The following is a 23,914-nucleotide window of genomic DNA, read 5'->3' as shown; positions in this document are numbered from 1 at the left end:
GTTTGAAGAAACCCTGTATCCGAATTCAGTGAAGCAAAGCTCAATTGTTTGAAAATCATCCAGTTGGTTCGTGAATGTTTGTTAATATGAAATAAGTTAATGAAATTTTCTCGGCATGTCTTACTATTGAAACTATTCTGCTTTCAGCTTCGAAGGCTTGCAATAAACGGAGAAAAACAGTGGTTTTAGAAACCGATGGATATCTCGCTCTTATCGAGCACTTGTCTCTAAATCTAGATATTTTTACGACCGAAATTGGCGACACTGGATCCGAAAGCATCGAAGATGTTGTCACCGATATGGTGGCTTCAAACATCATGGCGATTTTTGAGCAAAATCCAGAACTTCACTCGAGCGTACGCTTCAAATTGTTGAAAGAGGCTGATGCAGTTGTTGAAGATCTTGGTGAGATATTGGCTGGGGTATGGCATAAAAAAGCGACCAATGAACAGATCACGTTCCTTGATGAATACATCGCTCTGGTCAAAAATCTGTTCGATAATGCTGTTGCGACTTACGACTGATATTGTTTTAACTTACAGCAATGTCCGGTTAAAGAGTGAGAGGAGTTACATTGTAACTCTTCTTATTTGCCAAAACTTAGATGCCCAGTATGGGTTGTCGATTCTTGAAATAATCACACCTCTAGACGTCGATGCATGCATGAACTGCTTGTTACCCAAGTAAATTCCGACATGATAAGTTGTACGTCTTGTTTTAAAAAACACTAGATCCCCTTGCTTGGCATCCGTCCAACTTAACTCCACACCTTGCTTTGATTGCTGCTTCGTTGTCCTTGGTAACGAGAGCTGATAAGCCTCAATAAACGCTTTTTGTACAAATGCTGAGCAATCAATTCCAGATTTCTGTGTCCCGCCTAAGCGATAAGGCGTGCCGTGCCACTCTGTGTAAAAGTCGAACAAGTCTGGGTTGTCCGACAATAGCTGATTTGTAGGTGTTGTCACCTGTGCTTGCTCACTAGGCTCAGGCCCAGAAGAGCAGGCGCTTAGTAGCACACTGATTATCAAAGGAAAATATACTCGACGCAAATCACCACCTGTCATCTCTATGACTCACAACTGAAATATTAGTGTCATAACCAATCCATAGTATGGGCTGCAAATCACGGTTTTGTCTCACAAATGTGACGGAATCACTGCAGAACCGATTCAACCTTAAGAAAGAATAAAAATTGATTATGGCAAAGCGAAAACGCTCACGCACATCACTTTCACTGATTCAGGCTGTCAGTGCAACATTTTTAACTATCATTGCTCTTGTTATAGCCCTTTCTGTCTCAAGTTTCAAAGGAATGGAACAGGTAGGGGAACAATTTGAAGACTTGTCGCAAAAAGCGTTACCAATCGCGATGGCAAACGCAAAGTTAACCAGGAATGTATTGGAGATGGTTAAGCTACTCAACCATGGTATGCAGATTACTGAGCCGAAAGAGTTGCCTCTCATAAAAGAGCAAATCGACTCTCTTGCAACTCAAAGCACGACTTTGGTTGTGGAAGCGTCTGGTGTAGCTCAGCAACTCTCGGAGGAGTTAGACACCAAACTAGCGCGTTTACATAACATCACGCAGTCCATTTTGTTGAAGCAATCTTCGGTGATACAAATTCAAATGGATATTGATGCCGCTGTTGGTGGTTTTCGCTATGGGCTTAGCTCTATCGGTCCGGAAATGAATCGAATCAGTTCATTCCTTAGTGCTGATAATCCTGAGTCGAGCGATGCCGCTAACCGTTTCATTGCTTCTGCAAGCTCAATGGAAAGTACGTTCTTAGTCATGATGATGCATTCAGAATTAAACAAAGCCGAAAAAGAATACCGAGAAATGCGAAATCGCATAGCAGGTATTAAACTCGCCTATGAAGACTTCCAATCTTTTCATCCTGAAGTAAGTGAATATGCAAGCTTAACCGCACCATATGAGATGGTGAAACAAGGCTTTAGTGAAAAGGGCGTGCTGCGTTTGATCCTCGCCAAACTAGAACAAGGGGAATTGCAACGTTCAGAGTTTAAACAGGCTTCGATGCTTGCGGATGAAACCATGCGGTTACTTGATCAAATCTCCCAAACCGCTGGTCAGTTGATCGATGAAAAAGAGCGGGTGGTCAACGAGACCATTGAATCGGTGAGCGTTGTGCTCGTGTTTGCGGCGTGTGTGATTTCTTTTATTATTCTGGTTACTTGGTTTAGTCTCAAGTCATGGACAAACCGAGGGTTAAGGAATGTACTAACGCGTCTTTCAGCACTTACCGAACATGATTTTCGTGACAAGGCAGAAGAAGTCGGCCCCTATGAGCTGAAAGAAGTAGCACGAAAGTTGAATCAAGTAATCGATTCCACACATGACTCCATTCAAACGGTGACGCGCAATTGTGAAACGCTTTATCAGACGGCAGAAGTAAGTCACAGTGCAGCCGAACAAACAAGTGATGGGTTGGCAACACAAAATGAAGCGTTGTCGAGTATGATCACGACCATAACGCAGCTTGAAGCCTCTATTCGTGAAATAGCAATGGTGACAAATGCATCTTCACAGGACTCGCTCCTTGCAACCCAACACACTGAAAAAGGGGTTCAAGTCGTGGAACAAAACCGCGAACGTTTGGAGTCATTAGAAAGCTCTTTGGATGTAAATGAACAGTCAATGTTAGAGCTAGACCAGCGTGTTAAACAGATTCGTGAAATGGTGGATATGATCAGTGGGATCGCGGACAACACCAACTTACTTGCTCTCAACGCGGCAATAGAGGCTGCCCGTGCTGGTGAGCAAGGGCGTGGATTTGCGGTTGTCGCTGATGAAGTTCGCAAACTTGCAAGTGATACCTCTCAACAAACGACGAACATCCGAGAAATGATGAGCGAGCTTATTACTGCCGCAGAGCGTTCGCGCCAAGCAGTTAATGATTCAAGAGAAGAAATGACCCACGCGCTACAGTCCAGCAATGAAGTGAAATCGACATTTTCTGATATCAACCTCGCGGTTAAGCACATTCAAGAACGTGTTGAACAAATCTCAGTTGCTACAGAAGAACAAGAACGAGCGACGGCAGATGTATCTCAATCCATCACGCATATTTCTGATCTTGGCGAACGCACAAAGCTGCAGCTTGAGTCTATGGTTGAGAGTTCTGAGCAAGTGGCGGAAATTGCCGGGCACCAGCAAGCAATGCTGCACAAGTATGAGCTTCATCAGACCAAGTAAATGAGATGTTTCCACCGACTAAAAGCAGAACCTCGGTTCTGCTTTTTTGTTACGGCTACCCATTCAATGGCTCCAATTTGCATTGCAAGAGTGAGTTACATCTCATCTCGTTCATTTCTAAAGGGTTTAGTTATCACAACGTGATGTTAATGCTTTGTTCGAGGGATTCGTTGACTAGAATGTCGCCAGAATTCAAAGGAACGAATCATGCAGTTATCACAAAGAGCCAGCCTCATACTAGTTAATCATCACCAAGAGCTTTTGCTTATCCACCGCGTTCGAAACGACAGACAGTATTGGGTTTTCCCTGGCGGCAGTGTTGAAGCAGGTGAGAAACCTGTTGAAGCTGCTAAAAGAGAAGCGCTGGAAGAAACCTCAATAGAACTTGGCTCGGTTAAGAAAGTTTTGGAACTCGAAAATCAAGGTCGCTTAGAAACCTATTTTCTTTCTTATGTAGGGAACTTAAAAGTGAAACTAGGGAGTGGGCCAGAGCAAATCAGAAAATCAGATGTTAATCAGTACCATTTGAAGTGGGTGCGTGTAGAGCAACTTCACTCGATTTCTTTATATCCAGAGAAAGCTAAAGCCTTTTACTTGAAGCATAAGGAGTGGTTTTGTGATCGATAAAGTTTGCCCCGTTGTTCTACGTAATCAAAATCAAGAGATCCTACTTTTTAAACATCCGTTGGCGGGTGTTCAGCTCGTCAAGGGCACTGTTGAAGTGTTTGATGAAAGTTACATCATAGCAGCCAAGCGGGAGCTCGCTGAGGAGTCTGGTATCACACATGTTCGTTCCGCACGATATTTATGCTCATGGGACAGTGGCTTTCAAAATCAAGTATGGCATTTTGTTTTGTGTGAGTGTGCTGGCCTCGCTAATTCATGGCTGTTTCATACGCAAGACGATGGCGGACATGATTTTGCGTTCTTCTGGCACGATGTCGAGAGCGGCCTTCCCGCGAATGCACATACTGTGTTTCAGCGCGGGCTGGAAAAGGTACGAGAGTTGATAAACCAAGGCGTGATTTAAAGGAGGATTCTGTCATTGCATTGGCGGATTTGGGCGAAACGCCACAGCAAACACTATGCTTCTACTAGAAGCAAATAAAGAAGGTAGAGCAGCCGTTACTGTTCTCATCGTGTTGATAATGGCACTGTCGATCTCAAAAATGGCGATGAGATTACAAATGTTTAAGTGACTTCTATATGCTTTGCTCATTCATTCAGATAAGGAAACGGTAATGGATAAATTCGTCGTGTTTCTCTTATGCCTTTTTATGACAGTTGGCGGAGTGGTTCATCTTTATGACAACATTGTTGGTGGCTTTTTACCTTACGATTTTGCGCCACGCTGGTTGAATATGTATTGGAGCGCTTTGGGACTATTGGACTTATTAGCAGCGTATCTATTGGTCAAGCATCGCCGCTCTGGCCTAGTCGTTATGTTATTGATTCTTATAACCAATGTTATCTTTAGTTCCCACGCTCACTATACATTAGAAATATTAGATAACAACGTCGCCCTACAAATGAAGACACTGTTTTTAGGGTTCTCATTTGGGGTATCTATCTGGTTATGGAATGCGCGAAAACATAGTCAATCGCGCCAAATATTTCGTTAATTATTATTTTCACAACACTCGATTAAGGATTGTAAACAGGGACTCGTTATGAACGATTTTAAAGACTTGGCCAGTTTTGCTGGTTTCAGCGTACTGACAGGTTTGAGCTTTGCCACCACTTTCTTCAGCCTTGCTTTTCTATATAGCTCAATAGAGGCACAGCAAGTAATGAACACCAATGCTTTGGCATGTGCAGTGCTCGGTGTTGTTGGTTTATTTGTTGGTATTACTCAGTTAAACAAAAAGCGTCAGCTAGCAGAAAACTAATCTGTTCTTACACATCATGAGGATGAAGTAGTGTTTAACAGGGGTTTAGGCTTGGTCTATTCGTTTTGTTGACATACTTCATCCAACAATATTTTTTCAACCATTACTTCTTCTCTTTATTGTAGCGAAAGGGCTGCGTTAAAAGCTTATCTAATCTTTGCTCTTCTTCGTCTCTAATTTCCGGCACACCAATAACAACATCATCATGACCCAACTTAGGCTGAGCTCGGTATGTCCCAAAAAAGCGGTCCCAAACTGAAAGGAAAAAACCAAAGTTTGAGTGGGTCTCTTTTACTATCACTGAATGGTGCACGCGATGCATGTCTGGTGTAACGATGACGTTTCGCAGTTTTTGGTCTATGGATAAAGCCAGTTTTGCATTACTGTGATTAAACATCGCGCTCGCATTAAGCACAATTTCAAATACCACAATTCCGATAGGTGAAACACCTAAGATAAACACGGCTGCAATTTTTACTCCCATTGAAATGATTATTTCGAAGGGATGAAAGCGTGCGCCTGTAGTGACGTCTATGTCGAGATCGGCGTGATGCATTCGGTGAATCTTCCACAGCGGCTTTACATGATGAAAGACAACATGCTGAGCGTAAATGACGAAATCAAGCAAAATGACGGTTAGAAAAATATTTAACCAAGCGGGGAGGGACAGAATATTGAGCAGCCCCCACTGTTGCTCCTGAGCTATGACCGCAGCTTGAAAGGCGGCGATAGGCATGATTAAAGCAATAACTAGGCTGTTAAAAGCGACCAATGACAAGTTATTGACCCAGCGAAACCTGCGCGAAGCGGTCAGTGTTTTTCTAGGCAATTTGTTTTCCCAAATGGCACAAAGCAATAATACGCCAAGGAAAAAGCCTAATCTGAGCCATGAGGGTTCTTGAAATGTCGTTTCTGTCACTGTCATTCCCTTATTTATTTCTTTATCTATGACCGAGATAAGAGTGAAATTATTTCAACACACTGCTGATGGGCTTATCTTGAGGCGAAGCCATAATATCAGTAGAATCGCGCTCTACTTTTTACTTGGCATTACTTACCATGAGAATTCACGCTTTCCACCGTTTATATCAGTACCGACAATCTATCTCAACCAAGCCTTTCAATGCGCGTGGATGTAAAGTGGTTCGTTGCCAATATTGCCAGGTTTCTGAGCAACACTGTTTGTGCGACCTTCAGCCAAACATCAAGGCCAATATTGCATGTATGTTGATTGTTTCTGAAAACGAAGTGTTTAAGCCAAGTAATACCGGTCGTCTAATCGCTGATACGATTCAAGAGACTTACGTGTATCAATGGAACCGAACAGAACCGTCTGAAGAGATGCTCGCGCTACTACAGGATGACAGTTATCAACCGGTGATTGTATTTCCTGCAGACTATGTGGATGATCCCTCTCGTTTAATTGAAGATCTAGAGCCAGGGCGATTGGTAAAAGAAGATGTCGAGAACAAAAAATGGTTGCTGATCTTTATTGATGGTAGCTGGCGTGAGGCACGAAAGATATTCCGTCGTTCTGATTTTCTTAAATCTTTGCCTGTGCTTTCCATTGAGCCGGAATCTCTGTCTGAATACATCATGCGCCGCTCCGAGAATGATCAGCATCTTTCAACCGCCGAAGTCGCGACATTAGTTTTAAAACAAGCTGGTGAGCCTAAAGCTGCGGAATGCCTTCAATTGTGGTTTGAAGCCTTCAGAGAAACTTACATGCTGAGCAAGACTCGAGTCAAAAGCGACCCTAACCAGCCACACTTGAAACGTTTCAAAGAGTGGATGAAAACCGAGAGCTGACTCTAAGGAATGAGCTTTTGTTGATGGTATGTTGTTCAACTGGCTTCGGTGAGGGGATAAATCTGCATTCGGTCACGGTTTGCAGGCGTACAGATATGGATAATGCCATCAGTTTATACTTTTGACTCTAGCCATTTTTGAGAGTCGTTTGAAGCATTTTTTAGGAGAGAAATACATGTATTACGGCTTTGATGTCGGTGGCACTAAAATTGAATTTGGTGCATTTAACGAGAAGCTTGAGCGTGTAGCGACGGAACGTGTACCTACACCAACAGACAACTACGAGCTGCTGGTTGATACCATTGCGGAATTGGTGAATAAATACGATACAGAGTTTGGCTGTGAAGGTACGATTGGTCTTGGCCTACCAGGTATGGAAGACGCCGATGATGCAACGGTACTAACAGTTAACGTTCCTGCGGCAAAAGGCAAACCACTTCGTGCTGATCTAGAAGCTAAAATCGGTCGCAGCGTAAAAATTGAAAACGATGCAAACTGTTTCGCGCTTTCTGAAGCCTGGGACGAAGATCTTCAAGATGAACCATCTGTACTAGGTTTGATCCTTGGTACTGGTTTTGGTGGCGGCTTTATCTACGAAGGCAAAGTATTCTCTGGCCGCAACCACGTAGCGGGTGAGGTGGGTCACACACGTCTTCCTATCGACGCATGGTTCCACCTAGGCGAAAACGCACCATTACTGGGTTGTGGCTGTGGCAACAAAGGCTGTTTAGATAGTTACCTATCTGGTCGTGGTTTCGAGCTTCTTTACGCGCATTACTACGGCGAAGAGAAGAAAGCGATCGACATTATTAAAGCGCACGCAGAGGGTGAGGAGAAAGCAGTAGAGCACGTCGAGCGCTTTATGGAGCTGCTAGCGATCTGCTTTGCAAACCTGTTTACTGCAACAGACCCACACACCGTTGTACTTGGTGGCGGCTTATCTAACTTCGAATTGATTTACGAAGAGATGCCAAAACGCATCCCTAAACACTTATTGTCTGTGGCTAAGTGTCCTAAGATCATCAAAGCAAAACACGGTGATTCAGGTGGTGTACGCGGCGCTGCGTTCTTAAACATCAAGTAATGACTTAAACCTTACTCGATATAAAGTAAGAAGAAATTTAAAGCCCCGTTTAGACTTTCAAGGTTAAACGGGGCTTTTACTTATATACCTAAGTAATTTCGGTATGCTCGGGTATAGATCATGAACAAAAGTAGCATGCATAAAAAACTCACGACGAATCGTGAGTTTTCTGTTTGCAGCTAAGCTTATTTGTTCTTTTTGCCTACGCCCAGGTTTTCTTTTTGAGCTAGGGTGATTTTGCTAAAGCCTAATTTTCTGAAGTAGTTGTCGCGGTAGTTTCGCACCGCTTTAGTGTCAGACACTGCTTCGATTTGTTGCTCCATCTTTAGGAACTCAGTGATATCGATACCTTCGGCTTCTGCAACTGCTTCTTGAATGTTGCGGTGCTGCTGGTATGAGAACGTCAGTTCTTTGTCTTGGTCTTTGTAAGTGTAAAGAATGGTGCGAGCCATAGCTGTCTCTCTGAAAAGGTTTCTGTATTAAACAAAAAGGCCAGACTCGCTGACCTTTGAATTTCTAGTTTGAGCTAGATTCTGCCTTGAAGTGGGATAATTGTCACGCTTTCTCCCGCTTTTACTGTATCAATAGCTGGGGAGATTTCGATCAAACAGTTCGCCTCACTCATTGAACGCAGAATACCAGAACCTTGCTTGCCTGTTGTACGAACGGTTAAACGGCCAGTTTCATCCAGCTCATAGACGCCACGGCTAAACTCGGTACGACCTTGGCGAGAGCGAAGATTCTCAGTCGCGATGGCATTCACTTTCAGAGGGTTCCAGCCTTGTTCGCCTTGCATCTTACGCAGTGCAGGCTCAACAAAGTTGATGAATGAAACCATCACTGCCACAGGGTTGCCCGGCAGACCAAAGAACGGCTTGTTGTTGATTTGACCAAACGCTAATGGACGTCCCGGACGCATGTTGATTCGCCAAAAATCGATTTGACCAAGTTTATCCAAGGCAAGTTTGATGTAATCCGCATCACCAACGGATACGCCACCAGAAGTCATAACCACGTCCGCTTGCGCCGATGCGTTTTCCAATGCTTCAATCATTAACTGTTCGTTGTCTTCCAGAATACCGAAGTCCAAGATCTCGCAGCCGAGCTTTTCAAGCATGCCCATGATGGTAAAACGGTTGGAATCGTAGATAGAATTCGCTTTTTGCTCTGTTCCCGGCGCTTGTACTTCGTCACCGGTGGAGAACACGGCAACTTTCAATTTTCGGAATACATTCGCTTCACCAAAGCCAAGCGAAGCGATCATGCCCATTTCTGGAGAGGCGAGGCGAGTGCCTGCGGTAAAGACGTCACTGCCGATAGCGAGATCTTCACCTGCTTGACGAACGTTTTGGCCTGCTTTGATATTCGCACCGTTAAAAGTGACCCTGTCACCTTCTTGAATGGCTTGCTCACGCATGACCACTGTATCGCCGTTACGTGGTGTTGGTGCGCCAGTCATGATCTTAACTGCTTGACCAACTTCCAGAGGCTGATCGTAAGCATGGCCCGCCATCACTTCAGCAACCACTTGGTAGCTATCACGGTCAACATCATCACTGCGGATGGCATAACCGTCCATCGCGGAGTTGGTGTATTGCGGCACATTTACTGGTGAAACGATATGTTCCGCAAGAACGCGGCCATAGGCGTTTTCAATCTTGCATGCTTCTATTTCCGAAACCGTGTTCACCAAAGAAAGGATTTTCTCTTGGCCTTGAACCACAGAAAGGAAAGCAGGAGAAAGTGTGTCGCAACATGCGGCTTCTTTCTCTTTGTTTTTTGGTGCTTTCGCTTCTTGAACATACTGAATAACGAACTGAGCAATCGCTTCAAGATCATTGATGTTCATTTGTGGCAGTTCAGAGTCCAACTCGCCGCCGTCTGAAGCGATAGCGATGATGTTTTCATCGTTTGGATAAAGCCAAGGCTTGCCGACTTCTTCACGGTGCAATTCGATTTTAGGAAACGCGATGTTTTTGCAGCCTTCGACCAAAACCACATCAAGCATGTCTTCATCAAAACGTGTTAATAGGAATTCAAACTCCGCTTCGGCTTCTGGCGTTTCTGTCATTAACGCAAAACGGTTGCGAGAAGCAATCAGCATTTGAGATGCGCCAGCTTTGCGTAAACGGTAGCTGTCTTTACCCGGCTTATCGACATCGAAGTTGTGGTGCGCATGTTTTAGCATGCCAATGCGTAAACCTGCTTCGGTCAGCTTTGGCAATAGGGCTTCAAGTAGCGTGGTTTTGCCTGTGCCTGAATAAGCTGCAAAACCAAGAATAGGAATGTTTAGCGTGTGTTTCATGATTCTAATTGTCCAAATTGCGCCAGTTCTTCCGGAGTGTTCAAGTTGACGAAACAGTTTGGTGAGTCGCTAAAGTCAACGTAACTGGTGTTGCACTCTTTGTAGAGCAGAATGATTTTGCGGTCGCCACGTTCTAAAAACGCGGTGAGTTTTGGCAGTACGCGCTTGTGGTAGAGCGTAAAAACAGGTTGCTGATGGTCACCATCATGCGCGACCAAAATATCGCTGTCTTCTTTGACGGCCTGGCAGAAACGCTCGACAAGGTCGGTGTTAATTTGTGGACTATCGCAAGGTACAAATCCGACCCAGTCGGTTTCAGCATGCATCAAACCCGCGTGAATACCGCCCATAGGCCCAGGGAAATCTTTGAATTGATCACTAAATACGAAACCAAATTTGCTGTACGCATCTTGGTTTCGGTTGGCATTAATTAAAATGCGTGGAGTTTGTGGAGATAAACGTTCAATAACGTGTTCGATGAGTGGCTTCTGATTTAACTCAATCAGACCTTTATCTTTTCCACCCATACGGCTGGCTTGGCCACCAGCCAAAATGACCCAACTAGTTTGTGTTGGTTGAAGCATATGCATTCTCTTGGGATGTTTCTTTTGGTATGACATACAACAGAGGAGACTCTATCAAAGTCTTGTCTTTAATCCACCACTGTTTTTTACATAAGTCGGTCAGTGCGTTTGCCTGATGGCTTGTCACCACGATACTGGAACCGCGATCCAAAAGATCTTTCGCCATCACCACCAATCGTTCAATGGATTCTTGGTCTAAAGACGCACTTGGCTCATCCATCAATAAAATCGACGGTTTTAAGATCCAAGCCCTTGCCATGGCAACGCGCTGTTTTTCACCGCCGGACAACACGGAAATATGTTCGTCCGCTAAGGTTTCTAAACCTACCATGCGCAGCGCGTGAATAACTTGAGCTCGCTTATCTTTTTGCGTGTCTTGTTGATATTTCACTCCATAGACTACGTTTTCATATACAGTGCCGTCAAAAAGGTAAGGGGATTGATGGAGATAAATCACATCGACACGACCATTGCGACACGTCAGTCTTTTCAGCCACGTATCTTTTGGCGCAACAACATCGCCAGTAGAGGGTTTGAGCAAGCCAGCAAGGATTTTGAGTAGGGTAGTTTTGCCCACACCATTGTCACCCTTGAGATAAATGGCATCATTTGGGCCGATGGCTAACTCAGGGATGTGGAAAAGCACACGCTCTTTAAAGCGCATGGATAACTGTTCGGCGGTGATTTTTATAGTCATAATTCGCCTCGACATGGGGTTAAAGGTGAGTCGTTTGTTTGCTTCATGTTCTATGTTCTGAGGTAGCCTTTGCCTCTCATACTTGATAAGAAGAAGTTTAGAGCCAACGCTAAAGATAGTAATACAATTCCTAATGCAACTCCTTGCGCAAAAGCACCTTTACTGCTTTCCATTGCAATAGCCGTGGGAATATTTCGCGTCACGCCCATAATGTTCCCACCAACCATCATTGAGCAGCCCACCTCGGTCACTATACGTGAAAACCCTGCAATGATAGCCGCAAGTAGAGGAAAGCGGGTTTCCCAAATCATCGTAGCTGCCAAGCGCGGAATGGAGACGCCCAGCGTGATGGCAGTTTCCACTGCACGACGGTCGCTAGATTGTAATGCACCATGCATCATCGATACCAAAACAGGGAAGCAGATCACCATTTGGCCGAAGATCATTGCCTTCTGAGTGAACAGCATTTGCCAGTCTCCCCAAGGGCCAGCACGCGACAGCAACATGTACAGCAACAGGCCAATCACCACGGTAGGGACCGCTTGCAGCGTATTTACGATCGACAACAAAAACCATTTACCGCGAAAGTCGGTATACGCCAGTACAAAGGACATCAAAATAGCCGGCAATACCACTAGTGATATTGCCGTGATAGAAACACTAAAGGAGACCGCAACGATCTCCCATAGGTCTGCATCAAAATTCACCAGTAAGCGAAGCGCTTCCAGTGTTGTATCAGCAAGATTCATATTGCGTTATTTGCTCTCAGCATTCGCAACAAACAGTTGTTTACCGTTTAGGCGGAAACCATTGATAAGTTCCTGTCCGCGAGGGTTTACCAACCAATCACTGAATGCCTTCGCACCTTGGTAGTTAATCGTTGGGTAACGCTCAGGGTTAACAAGAATAACTTGGTACGGGTTAAACAGTTTTTCATCGCCTTGGAACAGAATTTCTAGATCCAATTTGTTTTGGTAAGCCAGCCATGTGCCGCGATCCGTCATGGTGTAGCCTTGCATTTCAGACGCCATGTTTAGAGTTGGGCCCATACCTTGACCTACGCTACGGTAGCCACCAAAGTTCGGTTCGATTTTAGTTTGAGCCCAGAAGCCCATTTCTTTTTTGTGCGTACCAGAATCATCGCCGCGAGAGATGAACGTTGCGTTTTTGTTTGCGATCTCTTTGAATACATCTAACACGCCTTCGTCATTTTTGATTGTTGCTGGGTCAGCTTTCGGGCCTACAATCACAAAGTCGTTGTACATCAGTTTACGAGGCAAGACGCCGTAGCCTTTCTCAACAAATGCGCCTTCAGCTTTTGGTGCATGTGTCATCACCAAATCTACGTCACCGTTTTCGCCCATTTTTAAGGCTTTACCAGTACCTGCAGCAATAACATCGACTTTGTAGCCCGTGTCTTTTTCAAATTGTGGAAGTAGGTAATCAAGTAAACCTGAATGGTAAGTACTGGTTGTGGTTGCAAGGCGAACGTGTTCTCCGTCTTGAGCGGAAAACGCAGAGTAACTTACAAGCGTGATTGACGTTGCAGCCAGAGTTAGCGCAATTTTTTTCATTTTTATGTGTTCCTTTCCAATGATTCTTTGGAATCTCTCCAGGTTTTAGGGAGAAGCCTTTTTGGACGAGAGCGATTAGCGTAATACGCAAGTTGTCTCAGGGTGTTGGAATAAGCAAACATCAACATCCTGAGATCACTTAAATGCGGTCCGTATCCACCTTATAGCAAACAAGATGCCAACCTTTTACAAGCTTAAAGTGCTTGGTTTATGCACTAAATCATGGGGTTATTTGCATAAAAGTTTGCGTTGGTACAAAATGTCGCACTTTTTGTAGGGTATCTCTGTTTAAACTTGGTACACTCTGTCCCATCGAAATCCATCTGGGGTAAATATGTCTACTCAATCCCATCTTAGTACAAACCAACAATATAGCGCCTTTTCCGTACTGGTCGTCGATGATGAATTAGGCATGCAAGCCATCTTGAAAAAGGCATTGGGTAAGCTTTTTTCACATGTCGATACAGCTGGTAGCATCGAAGAAGCAGAACAACTGCGTAATTCTCGACATTATGATCTGATCTTACTGGATATTAATCTGCCAGGGCGTTCTGGAATTGAGTGGGAAGAAGCGTTTGAAGATGATGACAAACGTGCCGATGTGATTTTTATGACGGGTTATGCGGATTTAGAAATTGCCATTCGAGCGCTACAGCTCGGTGCTTCCGACTTTATCCTCAAACCATTCAACCTTGAGCAGATGTTAAAAGCGGTCAGTCGCTGTATGGATCGCCGTTTGAACGAACGCATGCAGTACGCCATGACACGCGATTACCAACGTCACAATACCTCAGAGATCATCGGCGGCTCAGAAAAAACGCGTCTGCTTAAGCAACTTATTAACCAATTTGCACCATCACGTGCTTCTGTTTTGGTGGAAGGTGAGTCGGGTACGGGTAAAGAGCTAGTTGCACGAGGTATCCACCAGGCGAGTGGGCGAACGGGCCCGTTTGTGCCAATCAACTGCGGCGCGATTGCACCAGAGCTTTTAGAAAGTGAGTTGTTTGGTCATACATCGGGCGCGTTTACCGGTGCAAAAAAATCGCGTGAAGGTTTGTTCCGTGTTGCGAACGGTGGCACCTTATTTCTTGACGAAATCGGGGAGATGCCACTTGCAATGCAGGCATCATTATTACGTGTGTTAGAGCAGCGTACGATTCGCCCTGTCGGTTCAGAAAGAGAGATCAGTATTGATGTCCGTATCGTAGCGGCAACCAACCGAAACCTGCAAGAAGAGGTCAATCAAGGTAATTTCCGCAGTGACCTCTATTACCGTTTAAACGTTCTGAAAATTGAAGTGTGTCCGCTGCGAGAGCGCAAAACCGACTTATTTGAGTTGGTGCCATTTTTCAGCAACATGCTGACGCGCGAGCTAGGTATGCCCGCGCCCAAATGGGCGCACGAGGACATGGAAGCCATGAGTGAGTACGATTGGCCGGGAAACATTCGTGAGCTGAAAAACTTGATTGAGCGTTGTATCTTGCTTGGCAAACCACCTGCACACTATTGGCGAGAGCTGAATGGCGGGCATTCACTGCCTAATGTATCGATTACTATTTCTCACTCAGCTGAGTTACCAACCTTTAAAGAAGGCAAAGAATTTACTGGCGAAGGCTATCCAAACAGCTGGACGTTAAAAGAAGTCGAGAAAGCACATATTAAACAAGTCGTTAACTTGCACGAAGGCAACAAATCAGCCGCTGCTCGCGACTTGGGCGTAGCTCGCAAGACCTTAGAACGTAAATACAAAGAATGGGATTCTGAGGATGAGGAATATGCCGACTAACGGCCCACAGCACAAAGGATTGTCAAAATGGACGCACCGTTTTAAAACCATGGTGCGTTATCGTTTGTTATTCTTAACCTCTGCGCCGATTTTCCTCACGTTGTTAGCTCTGATCGGCATTACCATTTATTGGTCTATTCATTACACGTGGCAAAATGCGCTGCTTGATGTCTCGGAACGTCTTGGTGTTGCAAATAACAGTGTAACGTTGTTACAGCAAAAGCAAGCCAATTACGTGCGGGCGTTTGCCGATTCGTACGATTTCCGTATTCGCATTAATAAAGGAACGCCACAAGGTGACCTGCAAAAGTGGGTCACAGAGCAGAAGAAAAGATATGCTTTAGATTTTCTCTCTTTCCAACGCGTTAATTCCATGGAAAACAAATTCCGCTTTATGGATCTCACCAAGCGCGAATCGTTTTTTGATGTACTCAATAAAGAAGAACTCGAACGCCTCGATCCTGAACTCGCCAAACGAGCAGAAGTGCCTATTCTTGCTGATGGTGACAGGGAGGCGCGTGGGTTAGTCAGTCGAACCGTGATTCCGGTATACAGCCAAGCGAACGATTTGATCGGCTTTCTGGATGGTGGTTTGCTCCTTAACAATAGTACAGTGCTGGTGGATCAAATCCGCGATCTCATATACTTAAGTGATAATGACCGCCTTCGCCCTGTGGGTACGTTGACGGTATTTCTCGATGATTTGCGTGTGAGCACCAACGTTCCTCTAGACAGCGATCATAGGCTAGGGCGCGCCATAGGCACTCGCGTGAGTGCAGAAGTGTATAACCAAGTACTTTCGAAGGGTGAACAGTGGGTTGATCGCGCTTATGTGTATGACGCTTGGTATATTACGGCGTATCAACCAATCAAAGACCAATACGACAATGTTATTGGTATGCTTTATACGGGTTACCTCATGTGGCCATTCGTAAAAGCCTACATGACGAACATTGCCGAAATCAGCTTGATTACGGTTATGTTATTGCTGGTTTCCGGCGTGATGGTATATCGCGGTTCTTATGATCTGTTTCGACCGATCGAACGCATTCATAAAGTGGTGAAGCAGGTCCAACAAGGTAAAGAAAAACGGATTGGCCCGTTAGGATTAGATGCCGATCATGAACTTGCGCAGTTAGCCAGACAGTTTGATGATATGTTAGACGCGCTAGAAGAGCGCAAAATTGAATTGAAAAACTCCGCAGCTCAACTTGAATGCAAAGTTCAAGAGCGTACGGCAAGCCTGAGAGAAAAAACCCAAGATCTTGAGCTGCATATTCAATTGCTTAACCAAACTCGCGACAAACTCGTTGTTCATGAAAAACTGGCAGCATTGGGAGAACTCACCGCGGGGATTGCTCACGAAATTAATAACCCAACCGCCGTGATTCTTGGCAACGTAGAATTGATCCATTTTGAATTGGGTGACGATGCAAGTCGAGTACAAGAGGAGATTGATGCGATTCACGCGCAAATTGATCGTATCCGCAATATCACGCGCAGTTTATTGCAATACAGTCGCCAAGGTGGTGTTCAAGATGAAATCACTTGGCAACATGTCAATCCTATCATTGATGAAAGTATCACCTTGGTTAAAACGGGCACCAAGAAACGCGACGTCGAGTTTGTGACTGATCTACAAGCACATACGTCAGTTGAGATAAACCGCCATCATTTGCTACAAATCTTAGTTAACCTGCAAATGAACGCCATTCACGCAATGAGCGGTAAAGGAACATTAACAGTAGTCAGTGAAGACTGGATTGAAGAGGGCGAAGTGAAAGGAGCCGCGATTCATGTTATCGATGAGGGCTGCGGTATTAAACCAGAAAACTTGAGTCGAATCTTCTCGCCATTTTACACAACGAAACGAGAAGGCACAGGGTTAGGGCTATCGGTCTCCCAAAGTATTCTCAGCCAAACGGGTGGTGAGTTAAAAGCAGAGTCTGAATGGGGAAAAGGCAGTAAATTCAGTATTTATTTACCTAAAAAAGCCGAACTGATCCTAGAGGTGACGAACATCGCTTAGTCACTTTTTTGAAGTATTAATGGAAAAAGAGCCACTGACGATAGTGGCTCTTTTTTGTATTTGATGACGCATTTATGTTTACGCTTTTGCTTCTTAGAAACCTTACAATGATTTCACTTGGAGTGAATTAATAAAAACAACACTTGCAGTATGTAGCATGAACAAGTACCGTTGCCCGGTTTTTCTAAATACACCCCAATTGCTAAGGTAAAGGTTTTGATCTCCACAGCGAATATTACTCAACAATTCGGCGCTAAGCCGCTATTCGAAAACATTTCAGTTAAGTTCGGCGAAGGCAATCGCTATGGCTTAATTGGAGCTAACGGTTGTGGTAAATCAACCTTTATGAAGATCCTCAGCGGCGAGCTTGAGCAAACCAGCGGTAACGTAAGCTACGATCCAAACGAGCGCGTTGCAAAACTGAACCAGGACCAGTTCGCTTACGAAGAATTTACGGTAATCGATACCGTCATCATGGGTCATAAAGAACTATGGGAAGTGAAGAAAGAGCGTGACCGCATCTACTCACTTGCTGAAATGAGCGAAGAAGACGGCATGAAAGTGGCTGACTTAGAAGTTCAGTTTGCTGAAATGGACGGCTACATGGCAGAAGCCAAAGCGGGCGAACTTCTTCTTGCGGTGGGTATTCCAATGGAGCAGCACTTCGGTCTAATGAGTGAAGTAGCACCAGGCTGGAAACTTCGTGTGCTTCTAGCGCAGGTTCTATTCGCAGACCCAGATGTGATGCTTCTTGACGAACCAACCAACAACTTGGATATGGACACTATCCGTTGGTTGGAAGACACGCTAAACGCACGTAACTGCACAATGATCATCATCTCGCACGACCGTCACTTCCTAAACTCAGTATGTACGCACATGGCTGATTTGGATTACGGTGAGCTACGTGTTTACCCAGGTAACTACGATGAGTACATGACTGCGGCTTCTCAAGCTCGCGAACGTCTACTAAACGACAACGCGAAGAAGAAAGCACAAATCGCTGAGCTACAAACGTTCGTTGCTCGTTTCTCTGCAAACGCATCGAAAGCAAAACAAGCGACATCTCGTGCGAAGCAAATCGACAAGATCAAATTGGACGAAGTGAAAGCGTCTAGTCGTCAAAACCCATTCATTCGTTTTGAACAGTCTAAAGAGCTGTTCCGTAACGCTCTGATTGTAGAAAACCTGAGCCAAGGTTTTGAAGAGGACTTGTTCTCAGACTTCAATGCAATTTTTGAAGTGGGAGAGCGCGTTGCGATCATCGGTGAAAATGGTGTGGGTAAAACAACACTTCTAAACACGCTTGCTGGTGTACTTGAACCGCGTGCTGGTGAGTTCAAATGGTCTGAAAATGCAAACATCGGTTACTACGCGCAAGACCACGCGCATGACTTTGCAGAAGATATGAATCTAACGGGTTGGATGGGTCAATGGCGTCAAGAAGGTGATGATGAGCAAGTCGTTCGTGGTTTCCTTGGTCGTATGCTGTTTGGTCAAGATGACATTAAGAAGTCAGTAAAAGTACTGTCTGGTGGTGAGCAAGGTCGTATGCTGCTTGGTAAGCTAATGATGCACAAGCCAAACATGCTGCTAATGGACGAACCAACCAACCACATGGACATGGAATCAATTGAATCTTTGAACACCGCGCTTGAGCAATACAAAGGCACGTTGTTCTTCGTCTCTCACGACCGTGTATTCGTAGACTCGTTAGCAACGCGTATTATCGAAATCCGCGATGGTAAAATCACAGACTTTAAAGGCACTTACTCTGAGTTCCTAAAATCTCGTGGCGTTGACGCGTAATTACTCGCAAAGCGTTTAAAAAGCAAAAGCCTCGCTATTTAGCGAGGCTTTTTTGATATTTGGCCTTAATCCTTAAACTGACCGGTTATATACGCATAGAGCCCGACCACGCCAAAGGTAATAATCATAGAAAGCATGATACCGCTGGGCGTAAGCAGAAAATTCCACAATTGGTCATTATTCATAGTCCACATCCTCTGTGAATCCGCATTATTGGTTTTAGTTTACACTGAAAAGGTGTTATTGGTTGCCTTTTACATCAAATTCAACCTTGTCGGCTCCTGTAAACACTTGGAAGCGCAAACCTTTCGCACGCGCAATGGTCGTAATACCAAATTGCTTCGCTAGATCTAACCCCATTTGAGTAACGCCAGAGCGAGAAAGCAGAACAGGAATGCCCATTTGAGCCACTTTAATCACCATCTCTGATGTAAGGCGACCAGTTGTGTAGAAAATTTTATCTTCACCTGTTTCTTCTTTGAGCCACATCTCACCTGCAAGTGTATCCACTGCGTTGTGACGGCCGACATCTTCCACAAATGACAACACTTCATTACCTTTGCAAACCGCACAGCCGTGTACTGCGCCCGCTTTTTTGTAGGTGTCGTTGTAATGAGTTAACGCTTCCAGCGCAGAATAAATTTCTGACTGCTTAAGAGAAACTTGAGGCACTTGATAATTTTCAAGCTGCTTCATCACGTTGCCATACATGGTGCCTTGGCCACAACCTGAGGTGACGGTTTTCTTTTTCAGGGCGCCTTCTAAGTGTTCAGTGTTTTCTTTAGTAATCACCGCTGCGGAATGCGTTTCCCAGTCAATAATAACGGATTCAATCGCGGCTGGATCGGACAGGAAGCTTTGGTTTTTTAAATAACCCAGTACTAGTGCTTCTGGACGCGAACCTAGCGTCATGAGCGTGACCACTTCTTTCCAGTTCAGCATGACCGTAAGAGGACGCTCGCAAGCGATTTGCTTCGTGAGCTTTTCGCCGTACTCGTTGTACACATCGACTTCAATGGTTTGCAGGGGATTTTCACTGGTTTTAATAATATTTGGTTTCAGCACAGTCGTGTCCTAGTGATTAAGAGCGTTAGGTTGCTACGCATTTTAGCTTTTTAAGTGGCTAGCAAATCTCATTCCAAAATAGCGGTTCCCATAGAAATTGCGAGGTTTTATGTCAACAATGCATTAAAACTGCGAGTTCGCAGTAATGACACATCAATACATTTGAGTTTCGTCTAGTTTGGTACTTATAGCCTGAGGGAGTATATAGACTAAGTTATATCAGCTTGGCGCGTTTATTGCTTCGAAGACAATAAAAATGGTCGAAAACGGGGGCAAAATGTCCTGTGTGTTTTCAGACCAAAAATAGAAAGACTGGGTGAGTTATGTCGGATAAGAAAGATTTCGAAAAAAATTACGAAAAGACTGAGGATACATGGCCAATCGGCGTAGAGCTTGTTGAGCATGAGATCAGTACAGGGATTTGGGTGACAACCCAATGGCAGTTGACAGGATTTGCGCTGAATCCGACGGAAGAGACTCCAGATGTTTGTCTGTTGCAATTACATAAAGACGAGCGTACAGACTACCGTTTTAACTTAAGCTCTCAGCAACCTAAACTCTTTTTAGTGATGGATAACGTCGAGTCTGGTGAAAAACCAGCGATACAGCTACTGACGGCCTCACAATCTGTTGCGGCGCAATATATGGATGGTGATAACCTTGTACTATCCAACGATATGCCGTTAGCCGTTCAGGCTTGGATGGAAGCCTTTATTGGTCGTCACGGTGAGTTGTTAGAAGTAAGACGCAAGAAACGCAAAGGAGCAGGCAGAGCAAATGGCAACTAGTTTTTTAAGCCGTTGGTCGAAACGTAAACTAGAAGAATCTTCCCAACATGATGAAGAGATTACGCCGATAGCAGAGACGGAGCAATCCGAAGATAATGTCACAGCGCTTTCAAACGCTGACGAAAGCTCAGATGCTTTGAACATCGATGAGGATAGTCAGGCTCCAGACATTACCGCGAGTGTAGAGACTGAAAAAACCGAAGAAATGTCTGTGGCGCAACTGCTGGTTTCTGAAGCTTCAGAAAGCGTTAAGAAAGCCGCGCTGCGCAAAATGTTCTTGTCCGAAGAATTTAACGTGCGTGACGGCCTAGATGATTACGATGATGATTACAGTAACTTAAAGTCACTTTCTCAAGACGTCGCTGAGACGCTGCGTGATTGGGTTAAAGACAAAGTGGAAGACGAACCAGACGCTGAAACTGCGCAAGGGTCTGAGCTTAATGTTAACGATATCGCATCTGAGGTAGTTGAAGACGCAGAGTCAAACACCGACAAAAATGCCCAAATTACTCAAGATGAAAATGAACTGTATATAAATACAGTGCTTGGCGAAAGTGATACTTTTGCTGAAGAATCACCGCCTAACGAGGTGAGACAAAATATACCACACAAAGAATAGGTACATTTTGACTAAACACTCAATGAGCCGGCTGAGACAAAATGTCTCAACCGGTTTTTTTATCCCTACTATTTGTCAGTAAAATTGATAACCTATTGATTTTTAGTTGATATTTTATTGGCATGACACTTGCTATCTGTTGCTCAATACCAATCTGGTTGAAGTTAGTACGGACGCACTGCGTAGTATTCATCGCCTATAGATGGCGGAATAAGAATGCTCATTGATAAGTTAATCAGCAGAATCTCCGGCGCTAACTACACTAAGAGATGGAAAAGACTATCCATGTTCATAAATGGAATTGAGCAATGCTGAAACAATTATTAGAACAAGCAACTTCCAATAACGGTAAAGCGAGGCTGTACGCTTTCGAAAATACCGTAGAGTTGACCAATCTTATTCCACCAACCGTAAGCTATGAAAGCGGCGGTAATACTTTGATTGTGGGCCCAACAGCAATCATCGAAAGTGCGGCAGCGCAATTGTCGCAAATGAACAGCCTAACGCTGCTTTCTACCGATGGCGAAAAGGGCACAAATCCCGAGCTTTATTACGCCAATTCGGTTCAGGTTTCAGGGTTCTTAGGTACGTTTGAAGTTCTGATTGAAAATCATGGTTCGACCAACAATCTTGCCAAGGTCGCGATCAATAGCGATTGTTTCGATATCGTACTCGATCTTTGCCTTAACAGCTGCATGTCGGAAGAAGTCCCAGTACCGGGCTACTACCCAGTAGGTCGTGGCTATCCGAAACTGGCTGAAGCGTTGGAAGAGATTCCAACCTTAATGGGGACGTTCGATAAACCGAAATTCTTCCGTTTAGATACCGATTTATGTGCACACAGCTCTCGTGGCGTAAAAGGTTGCGAACGGTGTGTGGATGCTTGTCCGGCAGGGGCACTATCGAGTGAAGGCAGCGACAAAACGGGCCATCGCATCGAGATCAACCCATACCTATGTCAAGGCGTGGGTACTTGTGCTACAGCGTGTCCGACAGAAGCGATTCATTACGCACTGCCAAACCCTGAAGATACGCAAAAGTTTATTGAACGTACGCTCGCCAACTATGAGCAAGCGGGTGGTTTAGATCCTATCGTATTGATTTGCAGTTCTCGCCACGAGAGCTACAACGTGATGGCACTAAAAGCACTGCCAGATAATGTGATTCCAATTGTGGTGGAAGAACTGCCTTCGGTTGGTATTGATACTTGGTTCGCCGCGCTTGTGAATGGTGCTACTCAGGTGCTGTTTGCGGCTTCACGTTTTATGCCTCAAACCATTATTCGTGTGCTTAATAGCGAAGTAGGTATTGCTCAAGAGCTGCTCGGTCAGCTTGGTATCGCCAAAGAAACCATCGACATTCTGTATCTAGAGTCACTACGTGAAGGTGCTCCGACACTTTGTACCGAGTCTTTTGATTTGGCATTAGGAGACTTGCAAGGCAACAAACGTCAGCGTCTATTTACGGCGTTGGATGCGTTGTCCGCATCACGTATTCCAGTTGAGAACATTGTTGAACTTCCAGCGAACGCACCTTACGGCACAGTCTCTTGTGAAAGTAAAGATTGTACGTTGTGTATGAGCTGTGTGGCGGTGTGTCCAACACGTGCATTGCATACGGACGGTCGATCTCCGTCACTTAAATTCGTCGAGCAAGACTGCATTCAATGTGGGCTGTGCGAGAAAGCGTGTCCAGAGAAAGTGCTGACGCTTACGCCTCGTATGAACTGGGTGAAAAAAGAGCGCCAAAAAGCGGTTGTGATTCACGAAGAGAAAGCAGCGGAATGTATTCGCTGTCATAAGCCATTCGCACCTCAGTCTATGATCGACATGCTACAAAACAAGTTACGCGGTCACTCTCATTTCTCTGATGAAGCGGCGATCAATCGTATCGCGATGTGTGAAGACTGCCGTGTGATCGACATGTTTGAGTCGATGGCAGAAGACCCAATGAAACAACTGAAATACTAGGAGCTAGCAGTGGACACACAACAAGAACAAACACTGAGAACAGACATTTATCTCGTTTTATCCGCACTTTTTCGTAGTGCGCCTAGTGATGAAATGCTGGCGTTCCTGAAATCGCTAGAAATTGAGCCGTCTGAGAGCGCGATGCAAAAAGCTTGGCTCGCACTGCAACAAGCCGCGAACGAAGCGCAGCGAGAAGCGTTAGAAGAAGAATATCAAGATCTGTTTATTGGCATTGGACGTGGTGAAGTTGTGCCATTCGGATCTTGGCATCGTACTGGCTCGATGATGGAAAAACCGTTAGCGGAAATTCGTCGCGATTTGGATCTTTTAGGCATCGAACGAGAAGAGAACGTGAAAGAGCCTGAAGACCATATTTCTGCACTGTGCGAAGTGATGGCAATGCTGACAGGTGAAGAGGAAGAACTTCAACAAGCGGTGTTTAACAAACACATTGCCCCTTGGTTCCAATCTTTTACGCGCCAACTAGAGAGCGCAGAAAGCGTGAACTTCTACAAGCCAGCTGCACAGCTTTGCGATGCATTTTTAACTTTAGAGCAAGTCCGCTTTAGCGTGAACACCAAAAGCAGTAAGAACAAATTAAAAATTGATGTGAAAAACGTCACTGATTACGAGTAATCGAGCAGTACTTGGTCATATCGATAGAGAGGCATGAGTCTCCAAAGATCTAC

24 protein-coding genes are annotated in these 23,914 nt (G+C 44.8%); 15 read left to right on the top strand and 9 right to left on the bottom strand.

Going from position 1 to position 23,914, the window contains the following annotated elements; translation table 11 throughout:
* Positions 1 to 179: 179 nt before the first annotated feature.
* Complete coding sequence (locus KI742_RS09430; protein ID WP_005377620.1) at positions 180 to 524, top strand: DUF3802 family protein; 345 nt, start codon at positions 180 to 182, stop codon at positions 522 to 524.
* 45 nt (positions 525 to 569) lie between these two features.
* Here the strand turns inward: KI742_RS09430 and KI742_RS09425 are convergent, their stop codons facing one another.
* Positions 570 to 1,064 carry an NlpC/P60 family protein gene (locus KI742_RS09425; RefSeq protein ID WP_025998640.1) on the bottom strand — a complete coding sequence of 165 codons (495 nt, stop codon included), beginning with the start codon at positions 1,062 to 1,064 and terminating at the stop codon, positions 570 to 572.
* A gap of 134 nt (positions 1,065 to 1,198) precedes the next feature.
* Between KI742_RS09425 and KI742_RS09420 the strand changes: the two genes are divergently transcribed.
* The 5 genes from KI742_RS09420 to KI742_RS09400 all read left to right on the top strand — a co-directional run bounded on the left by KI742_RS09420 (position 1,199) and on the right by KI742_RS09400 (position 5,106).
* A complete protein-coding gene (locus KI742_RS09420) occupies positions 1,199 to 3,217 on the top strand; it encodes a methyl-accepting chemotaxis protein (protein WP_005389543.1) in 2,019 nt (672 codons plus the stop codon).
* Positions 3,218 to 3,424: 207 nt separating this feature from the next.
* Complete coding sequence (locus tag KI742_RS09415) at positions 3,425 to 3,844, top strand: NUDIX domain-containing protein (protein WP_031781346.1); 420 nt, start codon at positions 3,425 to 3,427, stop codon at positions 3,842 to 3,844.
* Positions 3,834 to 4,247: an NUDIX domain-containing protein gene (locus tag KI742_RS09410; RefSeq protein WP_005389540.1), complete on the top strand. Its 414-nt coding sequence runs from the start codon at positions 3,834 to 3,836 to the stop codon at positions 4,245 to 4,247. The genes KI742_RS09415 and KI742_RS09410 overlap by 11 nt, the downstream gene beginning before the upstream one ends.
* 211 nt (positions 4,248 to 4,458) lie before the next feature.
* Positions 4,459 to 4,839, top strand: a complete 381-nt coding sequence (locus tag KI742_RS09405; protein WP_005377611.1) for a hypothetical protein — start codon at positions 4,459 to 4,461, stop codon at positions 4,837 to 4,839.
* A gap of 48 nt (positions 4,840 to 4,887) precedes the next feature.
* Positions 4,888 to 5,106, top strand: a complete 219-nt coding sequence (locus KI742_RS09400; protein WP_005389537.1) for a hypothetical protein — start codon at positions 4,888 to 4,890, stop codon at positions 5,104 to 5,106.
* A 103-nt stretch (positions 5,107 to 5,209) separates the two neighbouring features.
* Here the strand turns inward: KI742_RS09400 and KI742_RS09395 are convergent, their stop codons facing one another.
* Positions 5,210 to 6,025, bottom strand: coding sequence for a sterol desaturase family protein (locus KI742_RS09395; RefSeq protein WP_031781345.1), 816 nt, complete (start codon positions 6,023 to 6,025; stop codon positions 5,210 to 5,212).
* Positions 6,026 to 6,165: 140 nt separating this feature from the next.
* On the opposite strand from KI742_RS09395, the gene KI742_RS09390 reads away from it, so the two are divergent.
* On the top strand, positions 6,166 to 6,915 hold the full coding sequence (locus KI742_RS09390) for a tRNA-uridine aminocarboxypropyltransferase (RefSeq protein WP_005389532.1): 750 nt from the start codon (positions 6,166 to 6,168) through the stop codon (positions 6,913 to 6,915).
* A gap of 175 nt (positions 6,916 to 7,090) precedes the next feature.
* Positions 7,091 to 7,999 carry an N-acetylglucosamine kinase gene (gene nagK, locus KI742_RS09385; RefSeq protein ID WP_005377586.1) on the top strand — a complete coding sequence of 303 codons (909 nt, stop codon included), beginning with the start codon at positions 7,091 to 7,093 and terminating at the stop codon, positions 7,997 to 7,999.
* A gap of 185 nt (positions 8,000 to 8,184) precedes the next feature.
* On the opposite strand, the gene KI742_RS09380 is transcribed toward nagK, so the two are convergent.
* The 6 genes from KI742_RS09380 to KI742_RS09355 form a co-directional block, all read right to left on the bottom strand.
* A complete protein-coding gene (locus tag KI742_RS09380) occupies positions 8,185 to 8,451 on the bottom strand; it encodes a DUF2960 domain-containing protein (RefSeq protein WP_005377584.1) in 267 nt (88 codons plus the stop codon).
* Between the two features lie 74 nt (positions 8,452 to 8,525).
* Positions 8,526 to 10,304, bottom strand: a complete 1,779-nt coding sequence (locus KI742_RS09375; RefSeq protein ID WP_285386001.1) for a bifunctional molybdopterin-guanine dinucleotide biosynthesis adaptor protein MobB/molybdopterin molybdotransferase MoeA — start codon at positions 10,302 to 10,304, stop codon at positions 8,526 to 8,528.
* Positions 10,301 to 10,888, bottom strand: coding sequence for a molybdenum cofactor guanylyltransferase MobA (gene mobA / locus KI742_RS09370; protein ID WP_005453897.1), 588 nt, complete (start codon positions 10,886 to 10,888; stop codon positions 10,301 to 10,303). The genes KI742_RS09375 and mobA overlap by 4 nt, the downstream gene beginning before the upstream one ends.
* Positions 10,866 to 11,585 carry an energy-coupling factor ABC transporter ATP-binding protein gene (locus KI742_RS09365; RefSeq protein ID WP_017820675.1) on the bottom strand — a complete coding sequence of 240 codons (720 nt, stop codon included), beginning with the start codon at positions 11,583 to 11,585 and terminating at the stop codon, positions 10,866 to 10,868. Before KI742_RS09365 ends, mobA begins: the two co-directional genes overlap by 23 nt.
* A gap of 50 nt (positions 11,586 to 11,635) precedes the next feature.
* A complete protein-coding gene (locus tag KI742_RS09360) occupies positions 11,636 to 12,334 on the bottom strand; it encodes an ABC transporter permease (protein WP_005389524.1) in 699 nt (232 codons plus the stop codon).
* Positions 12,335 to 12,340: 6 nt separating this feature from the next.
* Complete coding sequence (locus KI742_RS09355; protein WP_005389522.1) at positions 12,341 to 13,159, bottom strand: substrate-binding domain-containing protein; 819 nt, start codon at positions 13,157 to 13,159, stop codon at positions 12,341 to 12,343.
* A 334-nt stretch (positions 13,160 to 13,493) separates the two neighbouring features.
* On the opposite strand from KI742_RS09355, the gene KI742_RS09350 reads away from it, so the two are divergent.
* The 3 genes from KI742_RS09350 to KI742_RS09340 all read left to right on the top strand — a co-directional run bounded on the left by KI742_RS09350 (position 13,494) and on the right by KI742_RS09340 (position 18,783).
* On the top strand, positions 13,494 to 14,945 hold the full coding sequence (locus KI742_RS09350) for a sigma-54 dependent transcriptional regulator (protein WP_239945473.1): 1,452 nt from the start codon (positions 13,494 to 13,496) through the stop codon (positions 14,943 to 14,945).
* Positions 14,935 to 16,974, top strand: a complete 2,040-nt coding sequence (locus tag KI742_RS09345) for a cache domain-containing protein (protein WP_182038956.1) — start codon at positions 14,935 to 14,937, stop codon at positions 16,972 to 16,974. Before KI742_RS09350 ends, KI742_RS09345 begins: the two co-directional genes overlap by 11 nt.
* A 216-nt stretch (positions 16,975 to 17,190) precedes the next feature.
* Positions 17,191 to 18,783: an ABC-F family ATPase gene (locus KI742_RS09340; protein ID WP_285385998.1), complete on the top strand. Its 1,593-nt coding sequence runs from the start codon at positions 17,191 to 17,193 to the stop codon at positions 18,781 to 18,783.
* A 240-nt stretch (positions 18,784 to 19,023) separates the two neighbouring features.
* Here KI742_RS09340 and KI742_RS09335 read toward each other — a convergent pair whose 3' ends face one another.
* Positions 19,024 to 19,848 carry a formate dehydrogenase accessory sulfurtransferase FdhD gene (locus KI742_RS09335; protein WP_285385997.1) on the bottom strand — a complete coding sequence of 275 codons (825 nt, stop codon included), beginning with the start codon at positions 19,846 to 19,848 and terminating at the stop codon, positions 19,024 to 19,026.
* A gap of 323 nt (positions 19,849 to 20,171) precedes the next feature.
* Here KI742_RS09335 and KI742_RS09330 point away from each other — a divergent pair, with 323 nt between their 5' ends.
* The 4 genes from KI742_RS09330 (at position 20,172) to KI742_RS09315 (ending at position 23,861) form a co-directional block, all read left to right on the top strand.
* A complete protein-coding gene (locus KI742_RS09330; RefSeq protein WP_005389514.1) occupies positions 20,172 to 20,636 on the top strand; it encodes a DUF3305 domain-containing protein in 465 nt (154 codons plus the stop codon).
* Entirely contained in the window at positions 20,626 to 21,255 is a 630-nt protein-coding gene (locus KI742_RS09325) for a DUF3306 domain-containing protein (RefSeq protein ID WP_005389513.1), read from the top strand. The genes KI742_RS09330 and KI742_RS09325 overlap by 11 nt, the downstream gene beginning before the upstream one ends.
* A 308-nt stretch (positions 21,256 to 21,563) precedes the next feature.
* A complete protein-coding gene (locus KI742_RS09320) occupies positions 21,564 to 23,225 on the top strand; it encodes a 4Fe-4S dicluster domain-containing protein (protein WP_005389512.1) in 1,662 nt (553 codons plus the stop codon).
* A gap of 9 nt (positions 23,226 to 23,234) precedes the next feature.
* The gene (locus KI742_RS09315) at positions 23,235 to 23,861 is read left to right on the top strand and encodes a molecular chaperone (RefSeq protein ID WP_017820684.1); all 627 of its coding nucleotides are present in this window, start codon (positions 23,235 to 23,237) and stop codon (positions 23,859 to 23,861) included.
* The last annotated feature ends 53 nt before the right edge of the window (positions 23,862 to 23,914 follow it).

Source organism: Vibrio sp. D417a, assembly GCF_030248595.1.
Lineage (GTDB): Bacteria > Pseudomonadota > Gammaproteobacteria > Enterobacterales > Vibrionaceae > Vibrio > Vibrio alginolyticus.
This window is presented reverse-complemented; position numbering and strand designations above follow the sequence as displayed.

What these genes read in the sequence shown, in the direction of transcription:
- KI742_RS09425 (WP_025998640.1), bottom strand. Translation starts at nt 1,064, where the DNA reads ATGACAGGTGGTGATTTGCGTCGAGTATATTTTCCTTTGATAATCAGT.
- KI742_RS09420 (WP_005389543.1), top strand. Translation starts at nt 1,199, where the DNA reads ATGGCAAAGCGAAAACGCTCACGCACATCACTTTCACTGATTCAGGCT.
- KI742_RS09415 (WP_031781346.1), top strand. Translation starts at nt 3,425, where the DNA reads ATGCAGTTATCACAAAGAGCCAGCCTCATACTAGTTAATCATCACCAA.
- KI742_RS09405 (WP_005377611.1), top strand. Translation starts at nt 4,459, where the DNA reads ATGGATAAATTCGTCGTGTTTCTCTTATGCCTTTTTATGACAGTTGGC.
- KI742_RS09400 (WP_005389537.1), top strand. Translation starts at nt 4,888, where the DNA reads ATGAACGATTTTAAAGACTTGGCCAGTTTTGCTGGTTTCAGCGTACTG.
- KI742_RS09390 (WP_005389532.1), top strand. Translation starts at nt 6,166, where the DNA reads ATGAGAATTCACGCTTTCCACCGTTTATATCAGTACCGACAATCTATC.
- nagK (WP_005377586.1), top strand. Translation starts at nt 7,091, where the DNA reads ATGTATTACGGCTTTGATGTCGGTGGCACTAAAATTGAATTTGGTGCA.
- KI742_RS09380 (WP_005377584.1), bottom strand. Translation starts at nt 8,451, where the DNA reads ATGGCTCGCACCATTCTTTACACTTACAAAGACCAAGACAAAGAACTG.
- KI742_RS09375 (WP_285386001.1), bottom strand. Translation starts at nt 10,304, where the DNA reads ATGAAACACACGCTAAACATTCCTATTCTTGGTTTTGCAGCTTATTCA.
- mobA (WP_005453897.1), bottom strand. Translation starts at nt 10,888, where the DNA reads ATGCTTCAACCAACACAAACTAGTTGGGTCATTTTGGCTGGTGGCCAA.
- KI742_RS09365 (WP_017820675.1), bottom strand. Translation starts at nt 11,585, where the DNA reads ATGACTATAAAAATCACCGCCGAACAGTTATCCATGCGCTTTAAAGAG.
- KI742_RS09360 (WP_005389524.1), bottom strand. Translation starts at nt 12,334, where the DNA reads ATGAATCTTGCTGATACAACACTGGAAGCGCTTCGCTTACTGGTGAAT.
- KI742_RS09355 (WP_005389522.1), bottom strand. Translation starts at nt 13,159, where the DNA reads ATGAAAAAAATTGCGCTAACTCTGGCTGCAACGTCAATCACGCTTGTA.
- KI742_RS09350 (WP_239945473.1), top strand. Translation starts at nt 13,494, where the DNA reads ATGTCTACTCAATCCCATCTTAGTACAAACCAACAATATAGCGCCTTT.
- KI742_RS09345 (WP_182038956.1), top strand. Translation starts at nt 14,935, where the DNA reads ATGCCGACTAACGGCCCACAGCACAAAGGATTGTCAAAATGGACGCAC.
- KI742_RS09330 (WP_005389514.1), top strand. Translation starts at nt 20,172, where the DNA reads ATGTCGGATAAGAAAGATTTCGAAAAAAATTACGAAAAGACTGAGGAT.
- KI742_RS09325 (WP_005389513.1), top strand. Translation starts at nt 20,626, where the DNA reads ATGGCAACTAGTTTTTTAAGCCGTTGGTCGAAACGTAAACTAGAAGAA.
- KI742_RS09320 (WP_005389512.1), top strand. Translation starts at nt 21,564, where the DNA reads ATGCTGAAACAATTATTAGAACAAGCAACTTCCAATAACGGTAAAGCG.